This window comes from Pseudoalteromonas sp. ATL1 (genome assembly GCF_058933015.1).
Window position 1 is genome coordinate 3,717,396 of sequence record NZ_JBZYXL010000001.1, and the last position, 17,524, is coordinate 3,734,919.

7 protein-coding genes are annotated in these 17,524 nt (G+C 45.4%); 3 read left to right on the top strand and 4 right to left on the bottom strand.

Translation table 11 applies throughout. The features are described from left to right. Positions 1–158 precede the first annotated feature (158 nt). Positions 159–1,526, top strand: a complete 1,368-nt coding sequence (mltF, locus tag AC5FX4_RS16330) for a membrane-bound lytic murein transglycosylase MltF (RefSeq protein WP_493607392.1) — start codon at positions 159–161, stop codon at positions 1,524–1,526. Between the two features lie 93 nt (positions 1,527–1,619). Further along, entirely contained in the window at positions 1,620–1,778 is a 159-nt protein-coding gene (locus AC5FX4_RS16335; RefSeq protein ID WP_493607393.1) for a hypothetical protein, read from the top strand. Here AC5FX4_RS16335 and tadA read toward each other — a convergent pair. Next, on the bottom strand, positions 1,769–2,272 hold the full coding sequence (tadA, locus tag AC5FX4_RS16340) for a tRNA adenosine(34) deaminase TadA (RefSeq protein ID WP_493607394.1): 504 nt from the start codon (positions 2,270–2,272) through the stop codon (positions 1,769–1,771). The two genes, AC5FX4_RS16335 and tadA, sit on opposite strands and share 10 nt — an antisense overlap. 271 nt (positions 2,273–2,543) lie before the next feature. Between tadA and AC5FX4_RS16345 the strand changes: the two genes are divergently transcribed. Then, positions 2,544–3,848 carry an inosine/guanosine kinase gene (locus AC5FX4_RS16345; protein ID WP_493607395.1) on the top strand — a complete coding sequence of 435 codons (1,305 nt, stop codon included), beginning with the start codon at positions 2,544–2,546 and terminating at the stop codon, positions 3,846–3,848. 80 nt (positions 3,849–3,928) lie between these two features. Here the strand turns inward: AC5FX4_RS16345 and AC5FX4_RS16350 are convergent, their stop codons facing one another. From AC5FX4_RS16350 to AC5FX4_RS16360, 3 genes are all read right to left on the bottom strand, one after another. Next, positions 3,929–16,084: an Ig-like domain-containing protein gene (locus tag AC5FX4_RS16350; protein ID WP_493607396.1), complete on the bottom strand. Its 12,156-nt coding sequence runs from the start codon at positions 16,082–16,084 to the stop codon at positions 3,929–3,931. 140 nt (positions 16,085–16,224) lie between these two features. Beyond that, on the bottom strand, positions 16,225–16,839 hold the full coding sequence (locus AC5FX4_RS16355; protein ID WP_493607397.1) for a phage tail protein: 615 nt from the start codon (positions 16,837–16,839) through the stop codon (positions 16,225–16,227). Positions 16,840–16,957: 118 nt separating this feature from the next. Then, entirely contained in the window at positions 16,958–17,452 is a 495-nt protein-coding gene (locus tag AC5FX4_RS16360; RefSeq protein ID WP_493607398.1) for a hypothetical protein, read from the bottom strand. Between the last annotated feature and the right edge of the window lie 72 nt (positions 17,453–17,524).

A 17,524-nucleotide genomic window follows, 5' to 3' on the forward strand; every position in this document is an offset into this window, starting at 1 on the left:
GTTTAACACTAATCATGCTAAAACTCACAAAAATAACACTTTTAATGTAAAACCAGTTTGTTAGGGCAAAATTAGCGCCAAGGTAAAGCGTTTAATTTTGCGTTCAACGCTAATTTTGGCTAACGTGAGAATGCAATCAAGTTTTAACGGGGAGATGAATGCAAGCACTTCGCTGGGTGTGTGCCCTATTGTTACTGTGTTTATTGACCGCTTGTGAGCAATCACACGAGAATCAGCTAGAGCGAGTTAAACAAAAGCAAGTGATTCGCGTGGGTACACTTGCTGGGCCCGGCAACTATTTTCAAGCCCGTAATGGTGAGCAAGGCTATGAGTATGAGCTAAGCGAAGCGTTTGCGGGCTATTTGGGCGTTCAATTACAAATGGTACCCTTTTTTAGCCTGCCGGAAATGTTTGCGCGCCTTGATAGTGGCGACTTAGACATTGTGGCATCTGGAATAAGTTTTCACACTGAGCGTACTGAAAAATACAGGTTTGGTCCTGTTTATCGCTCGATTAGTCAAAAACTGGTTTTTAAACAAGGCCGCACACGGCCACGTAGTATCGCTGATATCGATAAACCCATTTCTGTGCTGGCGGGCTCCAGCCATATTTTAACATTGCAAACACTTAAACAAACTAACCCCAGCTTGCAATGGCACGCCATCAGTGACTTAGACGAAGAAGAATTATTGCTTGGCGTCATTGACGAACAAATAGATTACACCATCGCCGACTCGCATACGCTGGCGCTGTTTCGGCGCTACCACCCAACTGTGAGTATCGGCTTTTCAATTACCAAAGAAGAACCCGTTGCTTGGGTGACACGTAATGATAATGACGATTCACTGTATGCTTTGATGCTGTCGTTTTTCTCGCATTTAAGTAACACCGATACTTTATATACCTTGGAAGAAAAGTACTACGGCCATATTGAGTCGTTCAATTACGTCAATGCATTGGCTTTTGTTGAGGCTGCCCACGAAATACTACCCAAGTATCAAGCTTGGTTTGAACAATACGCGGGCAATATTGATTGGCGTTTACTTGCGGCGCTGAGCTATCAAGAATCAATGTGGGACCCAAAGGCAAAATCGCCAACCGGGGTGCGCGGTATCATGATGCTGACACAACCCACCGCCAAACAAGTCGGTGTCACGAACCGTCTAGAGCCAGAGCAAAATATTCGTGGCGGCTCAATTTATTTAGCTAAATTAGTCAAGCGTATCCCTAAGCGTATACCGCAACCAGACCGTACCTGGTTTGCACTTGCTTCATACAATGTTGGCTGGGGGCATGTGAATGACGCGCGTATAATTACCCAGCGCCAAGGTGGCGATCCCGACAACTGGGCAGACGTTAAAAAACGACTACCTTTGCTAATTAAAAAGCGCTACTATCGAAAGACCAAATATGGATATGCACGCGGAGATGTGGCGGTTCAATATGTCGATAATATTCGCCGCTACTATGACGCCCTCGTTTGGTTAGATGAAAATAATGCATTAACCGGGAACTTTGGCAAATAGATTGCATCTGAATGGGTATATGTCATAAAGTTGCAATATTCTCCTGTAAAGCTGCAACGCGTGTTTTCTCTCACACATAATAAGGAGGTTCCGATGCTAAAAAGACGTCGAACTCATCAATTTAAACGTAACACACGACATACTTCACCAAATAGACGTCGTGTCATGCTTAAAAACATGCACAAAAAGGTGCTACTGCGAAGAAAATTATTTGCACTACTACAAATGGAAGAAATGGCGGCTCAACCTTGAGCCGCTTTTTGTTGCTTCTTGGCTTCTTTGATCTCTTTACGACGACGTTTAAAAAAATCCGATAGCTTTTGCGCACATTGCTCTGCTAATACGCCCTCAGTGACATCCAATTGATGATTGAGTTTTGGCTCTGCGACAATGTTCATAATTGACCCCGCCGCCCCAGTTTTGCCATCTTTAGCACCGAACACAACACGCTTTAAACGACTATGAACCAGCAATCCTGCGCACATCGGGCATGGCTCTAAAGTGACATACAATGTGCAGTCAACTAATCGATAGTTTTCTAAAATTTGACCCGCCTTGCGAACGGCTTGCATTTCCGCATGAGCAGAAGGATCGTGATTACAAATAGATTCATTCCAGCCAGCAGCGACTAATTGATTGTCTTTAACAATCACCGCGCCAACCGGGATCTCGTTTTGTTGCTCTGCTTTATCTGCGTAGCTCAGTGCTTGTGACATCCAGTACTGATCTTGTTCTAGCTCATTCATGTTTGTTTTGTTCGCGATTAAATCACCACACATTATATCGTGAAGTCATATCACGATAAACCGCCCTATTGATGCGCGACGCCAGACTCGGCTCCCTAATACTCAAAATAAAACCCTATGCTTAGATAAAAACCCTAAAAAATTGATAGTTTTTCGCCAATTTAGTGCAATCAACCTAGAAAATCGCAAAATCACATGGCTCTCAGGGCTACACTTAAGCTATAATTCGCCGCTTTTTTTATTTCTTGAGCTCAACACACACGGGTAAAACATGAAATTTCCGGGACGCCGCAGGCATAAACATTATTTTCCAGTTGAAGATAAAGACCCACTAATCAACCAGTTAGGTAGTGACAATGGTTTGAAACGCAGTTACATCTGTGGCATTGACCAAATCGTTGTAGATATAGAAGCAAAAGTTGATCAGGCTTTTTTGGATGAATTTGGTTTGCAACGCGGTATGTCGCAAGTGATTGCGAGCGATATAACCAATGCCTTGTACGAGCGTTTAAAGCGCGATGACATGATCGACTACGAGTTCGCTGGCGGCACTATTGGCAATACCATGCACAACTATTCTGTGCTTGCTGATGACCGTTCGGTTTTGCTGGGTGTAATGAGCGAAAACATTACCGTAGGCAGTTATGCATATAAGTTCTTGTGTAATACCTCAAGTCGCGTTGATCTAAACTACTTACAACCAGTAGATGGCCCAATAGGTCGTTGCTTTACCTTAATTGACGATACAGGTGAGCGAACATTCGCCATCAGTGCCGGTTTAATGAATTATCTGCGTCCTGAGTCTATTTCTCAATCTTTGATTGAAGACGCATCAGCCCTGGTGATCAGCGCGTATCTCATGCGCACGAGTGGCGACGAGACCATGGCACAAGCAACTATGCAAGCGGTTCACTATGCCAATCAAGCAGGTGTCCCTGTTGTGCTGACACTCGGCACTAAGTTCTTAATTGAACAAGACCCAACTTGGTGGGCTGAATTTGTTGAAAAACACGTTGATATTCTTGCGATGAACGAAGAAGAAGGCGAAGCCATTACAGGGTTTGCTGATCCGCTTCTTGCTGCTGACAAAGCGTTAGACTGGGTTGACTTAGTGATCTGTACTGCGGGGCCAAAAGGCCTATTTATGGCAGGTTACGTTGACGATAGCTTCAAGCGTGAAACTGAATATCCGTTGTTGCCTGGAGCTATTGCAGAGTTCAACCGCTATGAGTTTTCGCGCGGTATGCGCAAAGCCGATTGTGAAAATCCAATTAGAGCGTACAGCCACACAGCACCTTACATGGGTGGCCCTGACACAATCAAAAACACCAATGGCGCAGGCGACTGTGCACTGGCTGCGGTGCTTCATGATCTGTCAGCAAATGAATATCACAAACTAAACGTACCAAATTCAGCAAAACATGAACAACGCGCTATCACCTACTCTTCACTGGCACAAATTAGCAAGTACGCAAACCGCGCAAGTTATGAAGTATTAGTGCAACATTCACCACGACTTTCTCGTGGCTTACCTGAACGTGAAGACTCATTAGAACAGTCTTATTGGGATAAGTGAGCAAAACAGCACGTCGCTATAGTTTGAATAATAAAAAAGCCCCTTTGGGCTTTTTTTTACTTTTAACGTATTCGATATCGTTAGAATCGATATTGCACGTTTAGTGCAATTTCATCAACATCATTTTTGGATATGAAGTAATAACTATAATCAACCCCCACTGTTAGCTGTGAGGAAATTGAATACTGAATACCCCCTCCGAGATAGCCACTAACACCACTGTCTTTTTGCGTATTAAGCGCACTACCATCACGTAAGCTTTCTATTTCATATTCCCAATTAAATGCACCAAAAAACATGCGTCCTACAAACTTATCTGACAAGCTTTTAGAAAAATCCATTTCAACTGACACACCCTCAGGTAAGACTGGCGCCACACTTGCTAATGAGCTTTGCACTAATGCAGGATCCGATACTGCCCCTTCAAAATCCACACTCCCTTTTCCCAAATGGATGTATTTCATCCCAACATGCCAATCGGAGGCAACCTGATAGAACAGTCCGAAAGACCAACTAGTGCCTGTATCATCCACTTTCACTGCCGTCAGCTCAGTAGGTGGTACCTGCATATCGGCAGTTGCTTGGCCTAACGTGCCCATTACTTTCCACTGCGCAGCATAGGCCTGTGTTTGCACCAAACAGGCACAAACCATCAAAGCACAAGCTGACAAAAATAACTTGCTCCGGCGAATAAACAAGGCTGATAGCAATAACATAAGTACTCCTCCCAAAGAACCTGACGAACTGTTAGTAATACTAGTTTCTTTCACACGTTTAACGGTTACAGTTACCGTACCTTGCGCAGTCGCGCCGAACTCGTCTCTAACAAGATATGTGATCGTATCGGTACCATTAAAGAGCGCTTGTGGACGATACTCTAGTTTATTATCAACATTTACATTCACAGTGCCATGCTCAGCTGTCGCGGACACTAAGTATAATGATAAACCTTCTGGATCACTGTCGTTGGCAAGTACATCAATGACCAATGCCGTTCCATCAGATATCCCAGTGTCAGCTACAGTCACTGGCGCCTTATTAATAATGATTGTAACCAATGCTGTACTATATGCCGTGCCGCCTTGACCATCGGTAATGCTATATTGAATAGTTGCATTGCCCACAAACAACGAAGGTGGCGTATAAAGCAACTTATTGTCCTCTATAACAACCGTACCAAAATCAACCGTTGCACCTGTAATCGTAATGACATCGCCATCCGCGTCAGTGTCATTATTAAGTACATCAATAATAATGGTTTGGCCCGCTATGATTTGAGTGGCATCCGCATTGGCAACTGGCAACGCATTATCATTTAGCAACACAGCAATACCGCCTGGGTCAACGATGACACCATTGGCAATACCATCATCATCATTTGGCCCACCATCTTCAATACGAAGTTGAACACACCAACTGCCTTCAACCATGCCATCAACCCATTGACTATCACCTGGCGGTGGACAAAAACCGGGCTCTCCTTGTGAACTCAGTACTTTGTTTTCACCGTCAATCACAAAGTTGTGCCATGTACCATCTTTCAATTTCCTGTAGACCGCATTCAACGGCACGGGCACTCGCTGTGGCAATACGATACTGTATGTATCCCCTGCTTGCGGTAAACCACTTGCGATATAGTCAAATAGGCCCCCGATGTTAATGGCACTAGGGTCATTGGGTAGCTCTTCACCTAATAGCTGTAATCCACCAGTTTGGTTTTGTGCCACCGTCGCACCTTTGCGTAAACAAACACCTGGATCCCCTTCAACAAGGAACTGCGTTGATTCAAGCGCTCGCTCTTGCATCACATTACACTCTGAAATAGCGTCCTGATAGTCTGGAATGCCATCACCATCCGAGTCTGTATACCCTTCTTGTGAGTCAGGAATTAAATCCCCGTCTGAGTCTTCTTCACCCAGTGCAGCTAACGACTCAATAATTTCAATGTACACATCTTTTTGTGTTGATAAGCTCGGCGTACCATTATCCGTTGCAGTGACTCTTACTTTATATATGCCTTTTTCGATATTAATTGGGTTAAATACAAATTGAGTCGGATCAGTCGATGTATTGAGTAACGGCGCAGAGGTGCTCCAAACCACGCTAACCTGGTCATTTAGATTCGCGTCCGATACAGTTGCTGTGATGGATACTTCATTATCCGTTGCTGTAACTAAGTCTCGTTCCTCACCTTGTTGTAAAACCCTAGTGAGAAGCTCTGGCGCTAAATTCGTTTCCGAAATAGTAATGGTTGACGACGAACGAGTACCCAGATTCAAACTACCATCTAAAGTAATCACGATCGTTTCATTTCCTTCAACTTCACTATCAGTAAATGTTGTGAACTCGATGCGGGTTTCAAAACCTGAATTAATCACAGCTTCACCAGATACCAAGTCATGATCAGCACTATTGGCTGTTCCCGACACAGTATATGGGATCACCACAGGGTAACTTGGTGAGCGACCATTGAGGTAAACAACCACCGAGTGTGTGCTCCCCTCCGCAATACGACTGTTCTTTTGAAGAGATATTAATGGATTAACGTTGACATTTTGGCTCACAGTGGCCGTTAAACCTTGCTCGTCCGTGGCCTGCCAGTAAGCTATATTTTGACCCGGTGCAAATAATGGAAAACCATTAACCAATGACACTGATAGCGGATTCCCTTGCGAGTCCGTCGCCACTGCAGTACCTAAATCAACTTTTGAGTATAACCCGGTTGCATTTACCGTGACATCATCTGGAGCAACAATCGTTGGCGCTTCACCACCTAGCCCGTTGGTAAGCGTGACAAGTGCTTTTGCTGAGGCTCGAGCTTTATTTGCATCTTCTATGACATAGTTAACAACTATTGGCCCTCGAGAGTTTGCTACCGCTGTATATGTCAATGTATTGCCTGAAATGATGACACTGCCTAATGTCGCCTTAGCACCAATAATGGTTAAGGTATCACCATCGGCATCCGTATCATTTGCTAGAACAGGTAAACTATATTGATTCGACGGCACCACATCCAGCGTAAAGCTATCATCTACCGCCACAGGCCGATCATTGATAGCCGCAATTGTAATTGTCACTGTCGCGACATTTGACACAAGTTCACCGTCTGATGCACTGAAACTAAACGCATCCGTGCCATTGAAGTTAGGTGCAGGCGTGTAAGTCAACAAGTTGCCCTGTACAGTCACCTGACCATTTTGAGGTTGGCTTTGTACGCTCAGAGTTAATGTATCGCCATTGGAGTCGCTCACATCGGCAACAAAACTGGTGCTCTTATCTTCGTCAATACTACGCGCCATATCTTTGGCTACAGGCGCAGCATTGACAGACTCAACAACAATATCAAACGCTGGCAAACTTGCTTGTAGCGAGCCATCACTGACCGTGATAACAATGCCCGTATACGTGCCTATGTCTTCACTTGTAGGCGTACCAGATAACTCACCCGTTACACTATTAAAGTTCGCCCAACTTGGTAAGTTGGTAACACTCAATGTAAGCGTGGTAGAGTCAACATCTGACACCACAGGTATATAGCTGTATGCTTCGTCTTGTTTTACAGATGGGCTCGGTGTACCGCTAATCGTTGGCGCATCATTCACTGCGTTAACGGTGATGCTAAACGAGCTAAGCGATTGTGAACTTTGACCATCGCTAACAGCGATGACAATACCTGCATATGTCCCAGATTGCCCTTCTGTTGGCGTGCCAGATAGCGTTCCTGCAGAGGTACTAAAGTTAGCCCAACTCGGTAAATTGGTCACACTGAAGGTCAAGCTGTCATTATCAGCATCGCTGGCTGTTGGCGTAAAGCTATAAAGTGTATCTTCATCCACAGAAGTTTGCGGTGTGCCTGAAATCGTCGGCGTATCATTCACTGAAGCTATGGTGATCGAAATCGTCGCCGTATTTGAACGCCCACCTTCACTGTCCAAAATTGTGTAGGTCAACGAGTCAGAACCCGACACATTCGGATTCGGTGTATAGATGAGTGTACCGGCAGTTTGATTAATCGCAACCGAGCCGAGACTAGGACCTGTGGCAATTTCAATGTTACCCGTCGGATTTGTATCCTCGACATCTGTTGCACTTGCTCGTATCGTTAGCGCAGATGTGGGTGTATCTTCATTGATACTCGGTGTAAAATTCGCCGCAACAGGCAAGTCGTTAACGGGTGTAATCGTAATCGAAACAGTCGCAACATTTGACTCTGCTTGTGCGCTATCTTTCACCGTATAGGTAAATGAGTCAGAACCATTAGCATTGGCATTCGGTGTATAGGTCACACTGCCATTACTAATCGAAATTTGCCCTTTGGTTGGCGACGTTTTGACAGTAACCGATGAAACCAATAGCGCATTTTCAGGGTCACTATCATTGGCTACGACATTAACTGTACCCGCAGTATCTTCATTGGTGGTCAGCGTGTCATTTACCGCAGTTGGCGCGACATTATATTGCTTTGTCACGGTATCACTAAAGGCACTACTTTGGTTCCCTGCGACATCCGTCACCAATACTGTCAGTGTTAATGTACCTTCATCCAAATTAGTCACATCAATAGACGTTACTTGCGCTGTAGAGCTTGTTATGGAAGTTGCACTACTGCTACTGACTGAACTTGTACCATCTGAAATCTGATAAGTGAAACTACCTGAGCTTTCTAATCCACTTAAAGAGAAGCTCAACGCAGCTTCATTATCTGCATTGATTTGACTTTGATCGATTGTCGCACTGACACCAGTTGGTGCAGTGGTATCAACTACCACAGAAATAGTCGAACTATCCGTTGTATTACCCGCTGTATCTGAAGCTCGAGCAAAAATAGAATGTGTACCAGAGTTGATAGCCGTAGTTGGCGTTATACTCCATGCACCACTACTGGCCACCCCGCTTGCAATGGTACCGCCATTACTTGAAATTAGCGTAATGGTGTCACCGGTTGTGCCTGTTCCTGTAAAGGTTGGCGTTGTATCGTTTGTAATATTATCCGAACTTGAGCTACCTGTGTCGCTAGCTGCGGCTAAGTCAGGCGTACTTGGTGAGCTAGGTGACGTCGTATCTATTGTCACACTCAACGCAGCTGAGCTGCTACTCACATTATTTGCGGAATCAGTCGCTGTTGCACTAATAGAGTGAGATACACCTGATGCTAACGAGCTTGTTGTGATTTGCCAGTTGCCACCTGTTGCAGTGGCACTACCAATCACAGTGGTTCCCCCCCCTACTTGATCACTATACAACTTAACCGTTGCGCCACTTTCAGCTGTACCACTCAATGTAGGCGTCGCATCACTCGTAATGTTATCTGTCGTTGATGCTCCGGTATCTGAACCTGAATCCAGGTCTGGCGTCGAAGGGGCATTAGGCGCCACATCATCATTAACGGTAATAGTAAATGACTCTTGGAAGCTTGCCGTACCATCACTTGTTTGAATACAAATGGTGTAATCGCCCGGTGACGTAGAACCTTGTGTTTGCAAAGTACTGCTAGTGAATTGGAAGCTACCGTTACCAGAGCTTGCGCTACAGGTTCCGCCATCACTTGCACCTGCACTGACCAAGCTATATGTATGACTATCACCACTTTCAACATCTGTTGTTGATGCGGTTGCAACTGTGGAACCAGTTCCAGTGGCAGATTGATTAATACTTGTCGCTGTTAGAGCAATATCTGTAGGCGCATCGTTAACCGCTGTAATATTTACAACTGCTTGATTGGAACCTGTACTGTTTGCAGTGCCATCATTAAATGTGTAATTCAACGTTACTGAAGAAGACGGGTCTTCTGAGCTATTACCATAATTGATTGACTGAAGAACACCGTCAACCATAACGGAGGTCGCACTGCTGTTAAATGTCAGTACTAAGGTTCCCGATGAATTAGTGGTTACAGTACCAACTGAGGTGGAGTTATATGTGAAGGTATTACCTTGGGTTAACGTACCTAGCAACCCTGAATTGCTAAATACATCTGATGAATTCGCCCCGCCATTACGTGCAATCGTCACCGATGCACCACTATAGTCACCATTACCGCCATTGAGTGCATCGAGTTCGGTATCAGCAACCGTGACATCCGTATCAATTGCAACGGAAGAACCGTTCTCCGTAAAGGTACTGCCACCATTTAAGCTACTAAATACAGGTACATTATTTGCGGCCGCAAATGTAATTAAAGTATCACTGCCTGAATCGGTCACGGTATATACCAAATCATTCGCTGGAGTATTGGTTAATGTGAGTGACACTTCAGGGCTTGCAAATGTTGTTGCATCGGTATCTACCTCTAGCGTGCCAGTCCCGTTAAAGCGCACGTTACTGGTAGTTAGCCCTGTAATTCCTGTAATAGTAATGGTATCGCCTACAGCAAGGTCGGCAATGGTATCACCGTTTAAGTCACTGGCTGCACCAGCAAAGTTGTCATTGCCGCTATTCCCAGTCATAGTATCCGTACCAGCACCAGGACGAATGGTATCTGCACCACTACCACCAGTTATAGTATCTGAACCATCTAAGTCTGCGGCAGTAATTTGCAAGACATCTGTTGCAAATGCAGAAGCATTTATCACCAAGTCAGCGGTGATAGCGCTGCCTGATGAATTAGTAACAGACACGGTTTGCCCGTCCGCACTAAAATTGTCTGTTAGGGTAATCGTGGCGTTATTATTGGTGCCAATGGCAATGCCTTCAATTGCAGAAATAGATGTGGTTGAGAAATCAAATGTCCCCCCATCCATTAGCTTGAGCGTTTCAGACCCTCCGCTTCCAGAAATAGCCGTCGCAAAGTCGCTTAGGTTTGCAGAATCAATCGCGACAGTAGCGCCACTGCCAACAGACAAGCTGCCAATATTTGTGAAGACGCCACCACTGACATCGGCACCATCAGTGACCTGCACTTGGTCAGCGACTGTGCTGTCACCTGTGAGGGTACCAGTATAAGTGCTGCCGCCAATTGCAAACGTTATGGCATCGGTGGCTGAACTAGCGGTCACACTCGTTGTACCTGTCGCCACAGTTATGGTTCTGGTATTGGTTGTATCATCACCCACGCTGTAAGTTTCAACACCAACTAAGGTAGTAAAGTCACCATCTCCACTGATGGTAATTGTCTCTGAGCCCGGTGCTGTTATAGTGCCCGAGAAAGCAGCATTTTGACTGGCAGTCATCGCTACGGATGCGCCAGAGGCGAGCGTCAAATTAGTAATATTACTGATAGAGGCACTTGTAATATCTGCACCTGAACTCATCGAAAGAGTGTCAGCAACGGTGCTATCCCCTGTCAAAGTGCCTGTATATGTTAACGTGCCTATATCAAAAGTAATAGCGTCTGTAGTCGATGACCCTGTAACAGAGTGTGTAGCCCCGTTTACCGTTACCGAACGCGTGTTAGTGCTATCGTCTGACAAGGTGTAGTTTTCAATTGCGGAGAGCGTAGAGACACTGCCATCACCTGACACAGTAATGGTTTCAGTACCAGTCCCTGAAACGGTACCAGAAAATGCAGATAACTGAGATGCACTAACCGTTGCAGATCCGCCACTTGTTACAGTCAGGTTTTCAAAACCTGATATCGTCGCACCAGCAATACTACCACCATTGCCAACCGTCAGTGTATCAGTACCAGAGCCACCAACTATCGAACCTGTCGCAGTCAACGTGCCAACGTTAACTGTATCATCGCTCGCACTACCGACCAGATTTTGTGACGCACTACCAAGAGTAAAGGTGTTAGCAACAGAGAGTGAATAGCTTTCTACGGCACTATTACCCGTCAATCCATCCGTTGCCGAGCTAATAGTAATGGTTTGTGAACCTGGTGCGGTAATCGTTGAGAAGCTATCATGTTGTGCCTCGCTCATCGTCACACTAGCTCCACTGGCAAGTGTGAGGGACTCAAATGCAGAGACTGTCGCGCCACTGATATTTGCTCCAGAGCTTGCTTGTAGAGTATCTGTACCTGAGCCACCGTTTAACGTACCTGTAGCGCTCAAGGTCGTCACATTAACCGTATCATCACCTGTACTGCCGGTCACATTTTGCGCAGCATCAGCTAGGGTAAAGCTCATCGCAGCCCCCAACACATAGCTTTCAATGTCGGCATCACCTGTTAATGCTTGATCACCATCAGCACTAGAGATGGTGAATTGATTGGTGCCTGCGCCATTAATAGTGCTAAACGCATCATGTTGAGATTCATTTAAGGTGATTGAAGCACCGCTATCTGGCGTTAACGTTTCAAACCCTGTTAAGCTAGTGAACCCAGTTAAATCAGAACCTGTTGGAACAGATAGAATATCGGTTCCTGTGCCACCATCCGCAGTTGAACCAGTGATATGGCTGGCAGATGCGATAGTAAGTGTTTCATCATCACTGGTAAATGTAATGGCAGGAGATAGATTCGTACCATTGGTGGTATTAAAGCTAGCCGCAGAGCTACTTGCTGCAGTTACATTACTCACTGATATCGTGGCTGTACGAGAGGTGCTATTGTCTGTGCCATCATTGATCACCACAGTCACGGTTCTGGCCGTTTCGTTAGGCGAACTTGAAGTATTGTTATAAGTCACCGCTTGCAAGAAAGTTTGTACTTCTGATGCCGTTGCCGTCGCACCAGACACAGTGATGGTATCTTGTAATGTAATCGCAGATGACCCTGAAATGCCGCTTAGTGCATCTTGTGCAGCTGCGGTGACATTTAACCCTTCAGACGCACCATCTTGATCATTAGTTAGGCTGACCGTAATAGTCGTTATGGTATCGCCATCAGCTTCCGTTACGGTTGCACTTGCAGCGATATTGACAGCGCCACCAGCTTCAGTGAACGAGGCCGTGCTATCATTGCCACCAGTACCCGAATCTAAATCCACACTCGGTGCTGTATTACCCGTGGAAAAATTAAAGGTTGTATCATCGCTAATGCCTGCAAAACTGTTGCCTGCTGAGTCATCTACCGCAGTTGCATCGACTCGAATTGAATAACTTCTATTACCTGTTAGATCCGAAGTCGGGTTTATATAAATCTTGTCATTAGTAATACTGATACGGCCAGCGCTGGGCGCTGTCGTTGTACCATCACTTTCAGTTGCGACATTAAATACTTCAAAGTCACTACTGTTAGATACATTGCGAATGGTAATATTACCCGTACCCAAAGCTATATTTTCATTAAAATCAATAACAATATTGTTGCTTACCGTGACATTCGTCGCATTATCATTCGGTGTCGAATTAGCACCGTCAACAGTTGGAGCCGTTGTATCTATTGTAAAGCTAGTAATTGCTTGCGCTGCACTGGCATTGCCCGCAGCATCAGTCACCGTCACTGTACAGTCTGTATATGTGCCAGCCGCGAGCGCGGTGCTGTTATCTGTTTGCGTCAGGGTAATAGTTTGATTACCTGTGGAGCCAATCGTTGTGGAGGTTGATGTACCACAACTGCCACCCACAGACAGTGTACCGGTCTCTGTGGTACTAAATGTATAGCTTGGCGTTGTATCATTGTTCGGGGTTGTCACTGCCGTTACTTCTGCCAACGTGGGCACCGTTGTATCTATTGTAAAGCTAGTAATTGCTTGAGCTGAGCTAGCATTGCCCGCAGCATCAGTCACCGTCACCGTACAATTCGTATAAGTGCCAGCCGCGAGCGCGGTGCTGTTATCGGTTTGCGTCAGGGTAATGGTTTGATTACCTGTCGAACCAATCGTTGCGGAGGTTGATGTACCGCAACTTCCGCCAACCGATAAAGTGCCCGTCTCGGTTGTGCTAAACGTATAGCTTGGCGTTGTATCATTGGTCGGGGTTGCCACTGCCGTTACTTCAGCTAAAGTTGGGCCCGTTGTATCTATTGTAAAGCTAGTAATTGCTTGAGCTGAGCTGGCATTGCCCGCAGCATCAGTCACCGTCACCGTACAATTCGTATAAGTGCCAGCCGCGAGCGCGGTGCTGTTATCGGTTTGCGTCAAGGTAATGGTTTGATTACCTGTCGAGCTAATCGTTGTGGAGGTTGATGTACCACAATTGCCGCCCACAGACAGTGTACCAGTCTCGGTTGTACTAAATGTATAGCTTGGGGTTGTATCATTAGTCGGGGTTGTCACTGCCGTTACTTCAGCTAAAGTTGGACCCGCTGTATCTATTGTAAAGCTAGTAATTGCTTGAGCTGAGCTAGCATTACCCGCAGCATCAGTCACCGTCACCGTACAATTCGTATAAGTGCCAGCCGCGAGCGCGGTGCTGTTATCGGTTTGCGTCAGGGTAATGGTTTGATTACCTGTCGAGCTAATCGTTGTGGAGGTTGATGTACCACAACTGCCGCCCACAGACAGTGTGCCAGTCTCGGTTGTGCTAAATGTATAGCTTGGCGTTGTGTCATTGGTCGGGGTTGTAACCGCGGTGACTTCTGCTAAAGTCGGTGCGGTTGTGTCGATAGTAAAACTGGAAATGCTCAACGCGCTGCTGGCGTTACCGGAGGAGTCTGTCACCGTGATCGTACAATTACTGTATGTGCCTGCCGCTAACGCTGAAGAATTATCCGTTTGAGTCAAGGTAATCGTTTGATTACCAGTACTACTGATGGTCGTTGAACTAGACGTACCGCAACTGCCGCCAACCGATAAAGTGCCGGTCTCTGTTGTACTAAATGTATAGTTTGGCGTTGTATCATTGGTGGGGGTTGTCACTGCCGTTACCTCTGCCAAAGTAGGCGCCGTTGTATCGATTGTAAAGCTAGTAATCGCTTGAGCTGAGCTGGCATTACCCGCAGTATCAGTCACCGTCACCGTACAGTTCGTATAAGTGCCTGCCACTAGCGCGGTGCTGTTATTAGTTTGAGTTAGGGTAATGGTTTGATTACCTGTCGAGCCAATCGTCGTTGAGGTTGATGTACCACAACTCCCCCCCATGGCTAATGTCCCCGTTTCGGTTGTGCTGAAGGTATAGTTTGGTGTTGTATCGTTCGTAGGTGTAGTCACCGCGGCGACTTCTGCCACCGTAGGAGCGGTGGTATCTATTGTGACACTGAGGCTCGATGAACTGCTACTAACATTACTACTCCCATCGGTTGCCTTAGCACTAATCGCATGCGTGGCAGCACTCAACGCGCTTGTGGTAATTTGCCAATTCCCCCCAGTGGCCGTACCCGAGCCTATTGACGTTGCGCCACCATTAACCTGGTCGCTATATAATGTGACGGTAGAGCCGCTTTCTGCAGTGCCACTTAAAGTTAAAGTTGTATCGTTGGTAATATTATCTGTATTGAATGAGCCGGTATCAGATGCGGCATCTAAATCTGGTGTAGAGGGCGCGTTTGGCGCTACATCATCGTTCACCGTAATCGAAAATGTTTTTTGAAAAGTTGTTGTACCATCGTTGGTTTGTACACAAACGTTATAACTACCCGCCGACAATGCCGATTGGGTTTGAAAAGTTGTGCTAGAAATTGAAAAGCTGCCATTGTCATCGTCACCCGAAGCACTACAGGTGCCATTCGCACTTGCACCATTGCTTACTAAACTATAGGTATGACTATCACCACCATCAGAGTCTGTGGTAGAAAGCGTGCCGACTGACGCAGAAGCTCCTGTAGCAGACTGATCAATCGAAGTTGCACTAAGGGAAATATTCGTCGGTGCCGAGTTGCTCGCAACAGGTGTAACAGTAATCGTATCTATTGCAAAGTTATTGTTATAAACATTGCTAGCCGTGTTATAAAACTCCAACACGACTGTATCAACATTTTGCCAGTCAGCACCTGAAAAGTCAGTGTCTCTTGTAATTGTGAATACGTCCCCAATCTCTCCCAAAGGTACGGTAATTGTGGCAGTTACTGGGGTTGCAGCCGTTCCACCATCATACCCTTTTAAGTTAATCTGGTAATTACTGGCTGAAACCTGCAAGTTGGCATAGATGGTAATTGAGTCAAAACTAAAGTTATTATTAGAGTCACTAGTATAAAATATATACCCGCCTGCTGAAGCAGACGGAGCCTGATTAATAAAGGCATCTGCTGCAACCGCAATGCCGCTATACACGGTCATAGTAGATGACGTGTAGGAAGTTGCAGTACCGGCATCAATTAGGTATGTAATAGAATTATCAGTATGAGATATGTTAGCAACACCACTGCCCGACTTCACTTTATAATTAATAGAGAAAGCCGAAACCGATAAACTAAATACAGATAGCCAAACAAAAAGCCAGTATTTGACGTTAGCTTTAATCTGATACCTCATACTTACTCCAAATGGCCCGTGGACCAAAGTTCAAAAGAGCTTTAAGTGACAGGCAGCTAAAACACTTTCTAGTTAAATATACTTACAATCAAAAACATTCCGAAATAGGCCCTTGCGGTATTAACCGCAAGGGCCATTAATCAACTACGTGCAGGGTAAACGCCCTGCAAAACTATTTGCCAATTTACAACTTGTATCGGGTTAATAATGCTGAAACTTTGAGATGAACCAGTGTCACCCACCACAACACTGCCCTCAGTACTACCGTCAACAGTCAACCCAGCTATAGGGGTTAATGTTGGTGCAGGAGAGAGGCCCTGCTGTTTGTAATACATCGGAGTAGTCGAATTACCCGCTAGGTAGGTTGTCCCGTCAGGTACATTTGTATTAGCATTGTTCTCTGCAGCCTGTAATACCCCCATTACTCCTCCACTTCCTGAGGGCACAAATTGCGCGGCGTGAGTGTGAGAAGGGAGATTCGATAAGCTCAATGCTATTCTTTCTGCACCAAGTTTAAATCCTAAGTTATAGTCCATACCTCCTGGCATTGGCCCATGGCCTACTGGGCTACGCCCTCTTAAATCAGGTAAGCCAAAAGTCGTTCTTGCATCTCCACCAAAGTTATTACCCAATAGCGAATACAGCGCTGTATTTTCACTAATTGCTTGCAGTTGACCGTAGCAAAGCGCTAAACGCTCAATTGCAAAGCTTCCGCCAAATGGTACCATGGTGCCAATATATGCATCTGTAGCCATATCTAATCCTCTTTGTTTGCGTTCTTTCGTGACTTGCGGACTTCAACACTACACTCGTGCCACTCATTCATTACTTGTCATACACATCTGCGTTATCACACAGCATTTAACCTTCAACTCAATTAGGCTGAGATTCTTCTTCTGATTGTTCTGCAAATGGATCCGCAGAAAAAACAGGTGGAATAAATAACTCTGGTATTGAAACTTGGCGAAGACTGCCAACGGATGTTTTATTGCAACAAACTGTACCTAGGTCATTGATGCTTATTTCTAATGATGGTGATTCATCAGAAGTAGGAAAGCGCCAATAAAGCTCAGTAGTTTTATAACGGACCAATGCCATTTGCTCACATTGATCAAAGTCGTCTTGTTGCTCAGGACTTCTTTCGTGATAACTTTCTAGTTTTTGTTTACCTAAAAACATCACTACCAGCGACCCCATGCCTGGAACCTCAATCACCCCAGATTCTCCGCTGTCAACGCTTAGCTCACCACGGCCCTCTAATTTTGAAACAACTACACCAGCCTCTTTAGTTGGCAGCGCGCCGTTGTTATATGGGTATACTGCGATGTCATAACCATATTGATTAGTCACACTAATATTAATCTTCATTTGTCATCTCACATCTGAAGTTATGCTTAAGCACTGTTACAACCAAAACCGATAACACCCACACACTTCTAT

Coding starts and splice junctions, on each gene's coding strand:
- mltF (WP_493607392.1), top strand. CDS start 159: ATGCAAGCACTTCGCTGGGTGTGTGCCCTATTGTTACTGTGTTTATTG.
- AC5FX4_RS16335 (WP_493607393.1), top strand. CDS start 1,620: ATGCTAAAAAGACGTCGAACTCATCAATTTAAACGTAACACACGACAT.
- tadA (WP_493607394.1), bottom strand. CDS start 2,272: ATGAATGAGCTAGAACAAGATCAGTACTGGATGTCACAAGCACTGAGC.
- AC5FX4_RS16345 (WP_493607395.1), top strand. CDS start 2,544: ATGAAATTTCCGGGACGCCGCAGGCATAAACATTATTTTCCAGTTGAA.
- AC5FX4_RS16350 (WP_493607396.1), bottom strand. CDS start 16,084: ATGAGGTATCAGATTAAAGCTAACGTCAAATACTGGCTTTTTGTTTGG.
- AC5FX4_RS16355 (WP_493607397.1), bottom strand. CDS start 16,839: ATGGCTACAGATGCATATATTGGCACCATGGTACCATTTGGCGGAAGC.
- AC5FX4_RS16360 (WP_493607398.1), bottom strand. CDS start 17,452: ATGAAGATTAATATTAGTGTGACTAATCAATATGGTTATGACATCGCA.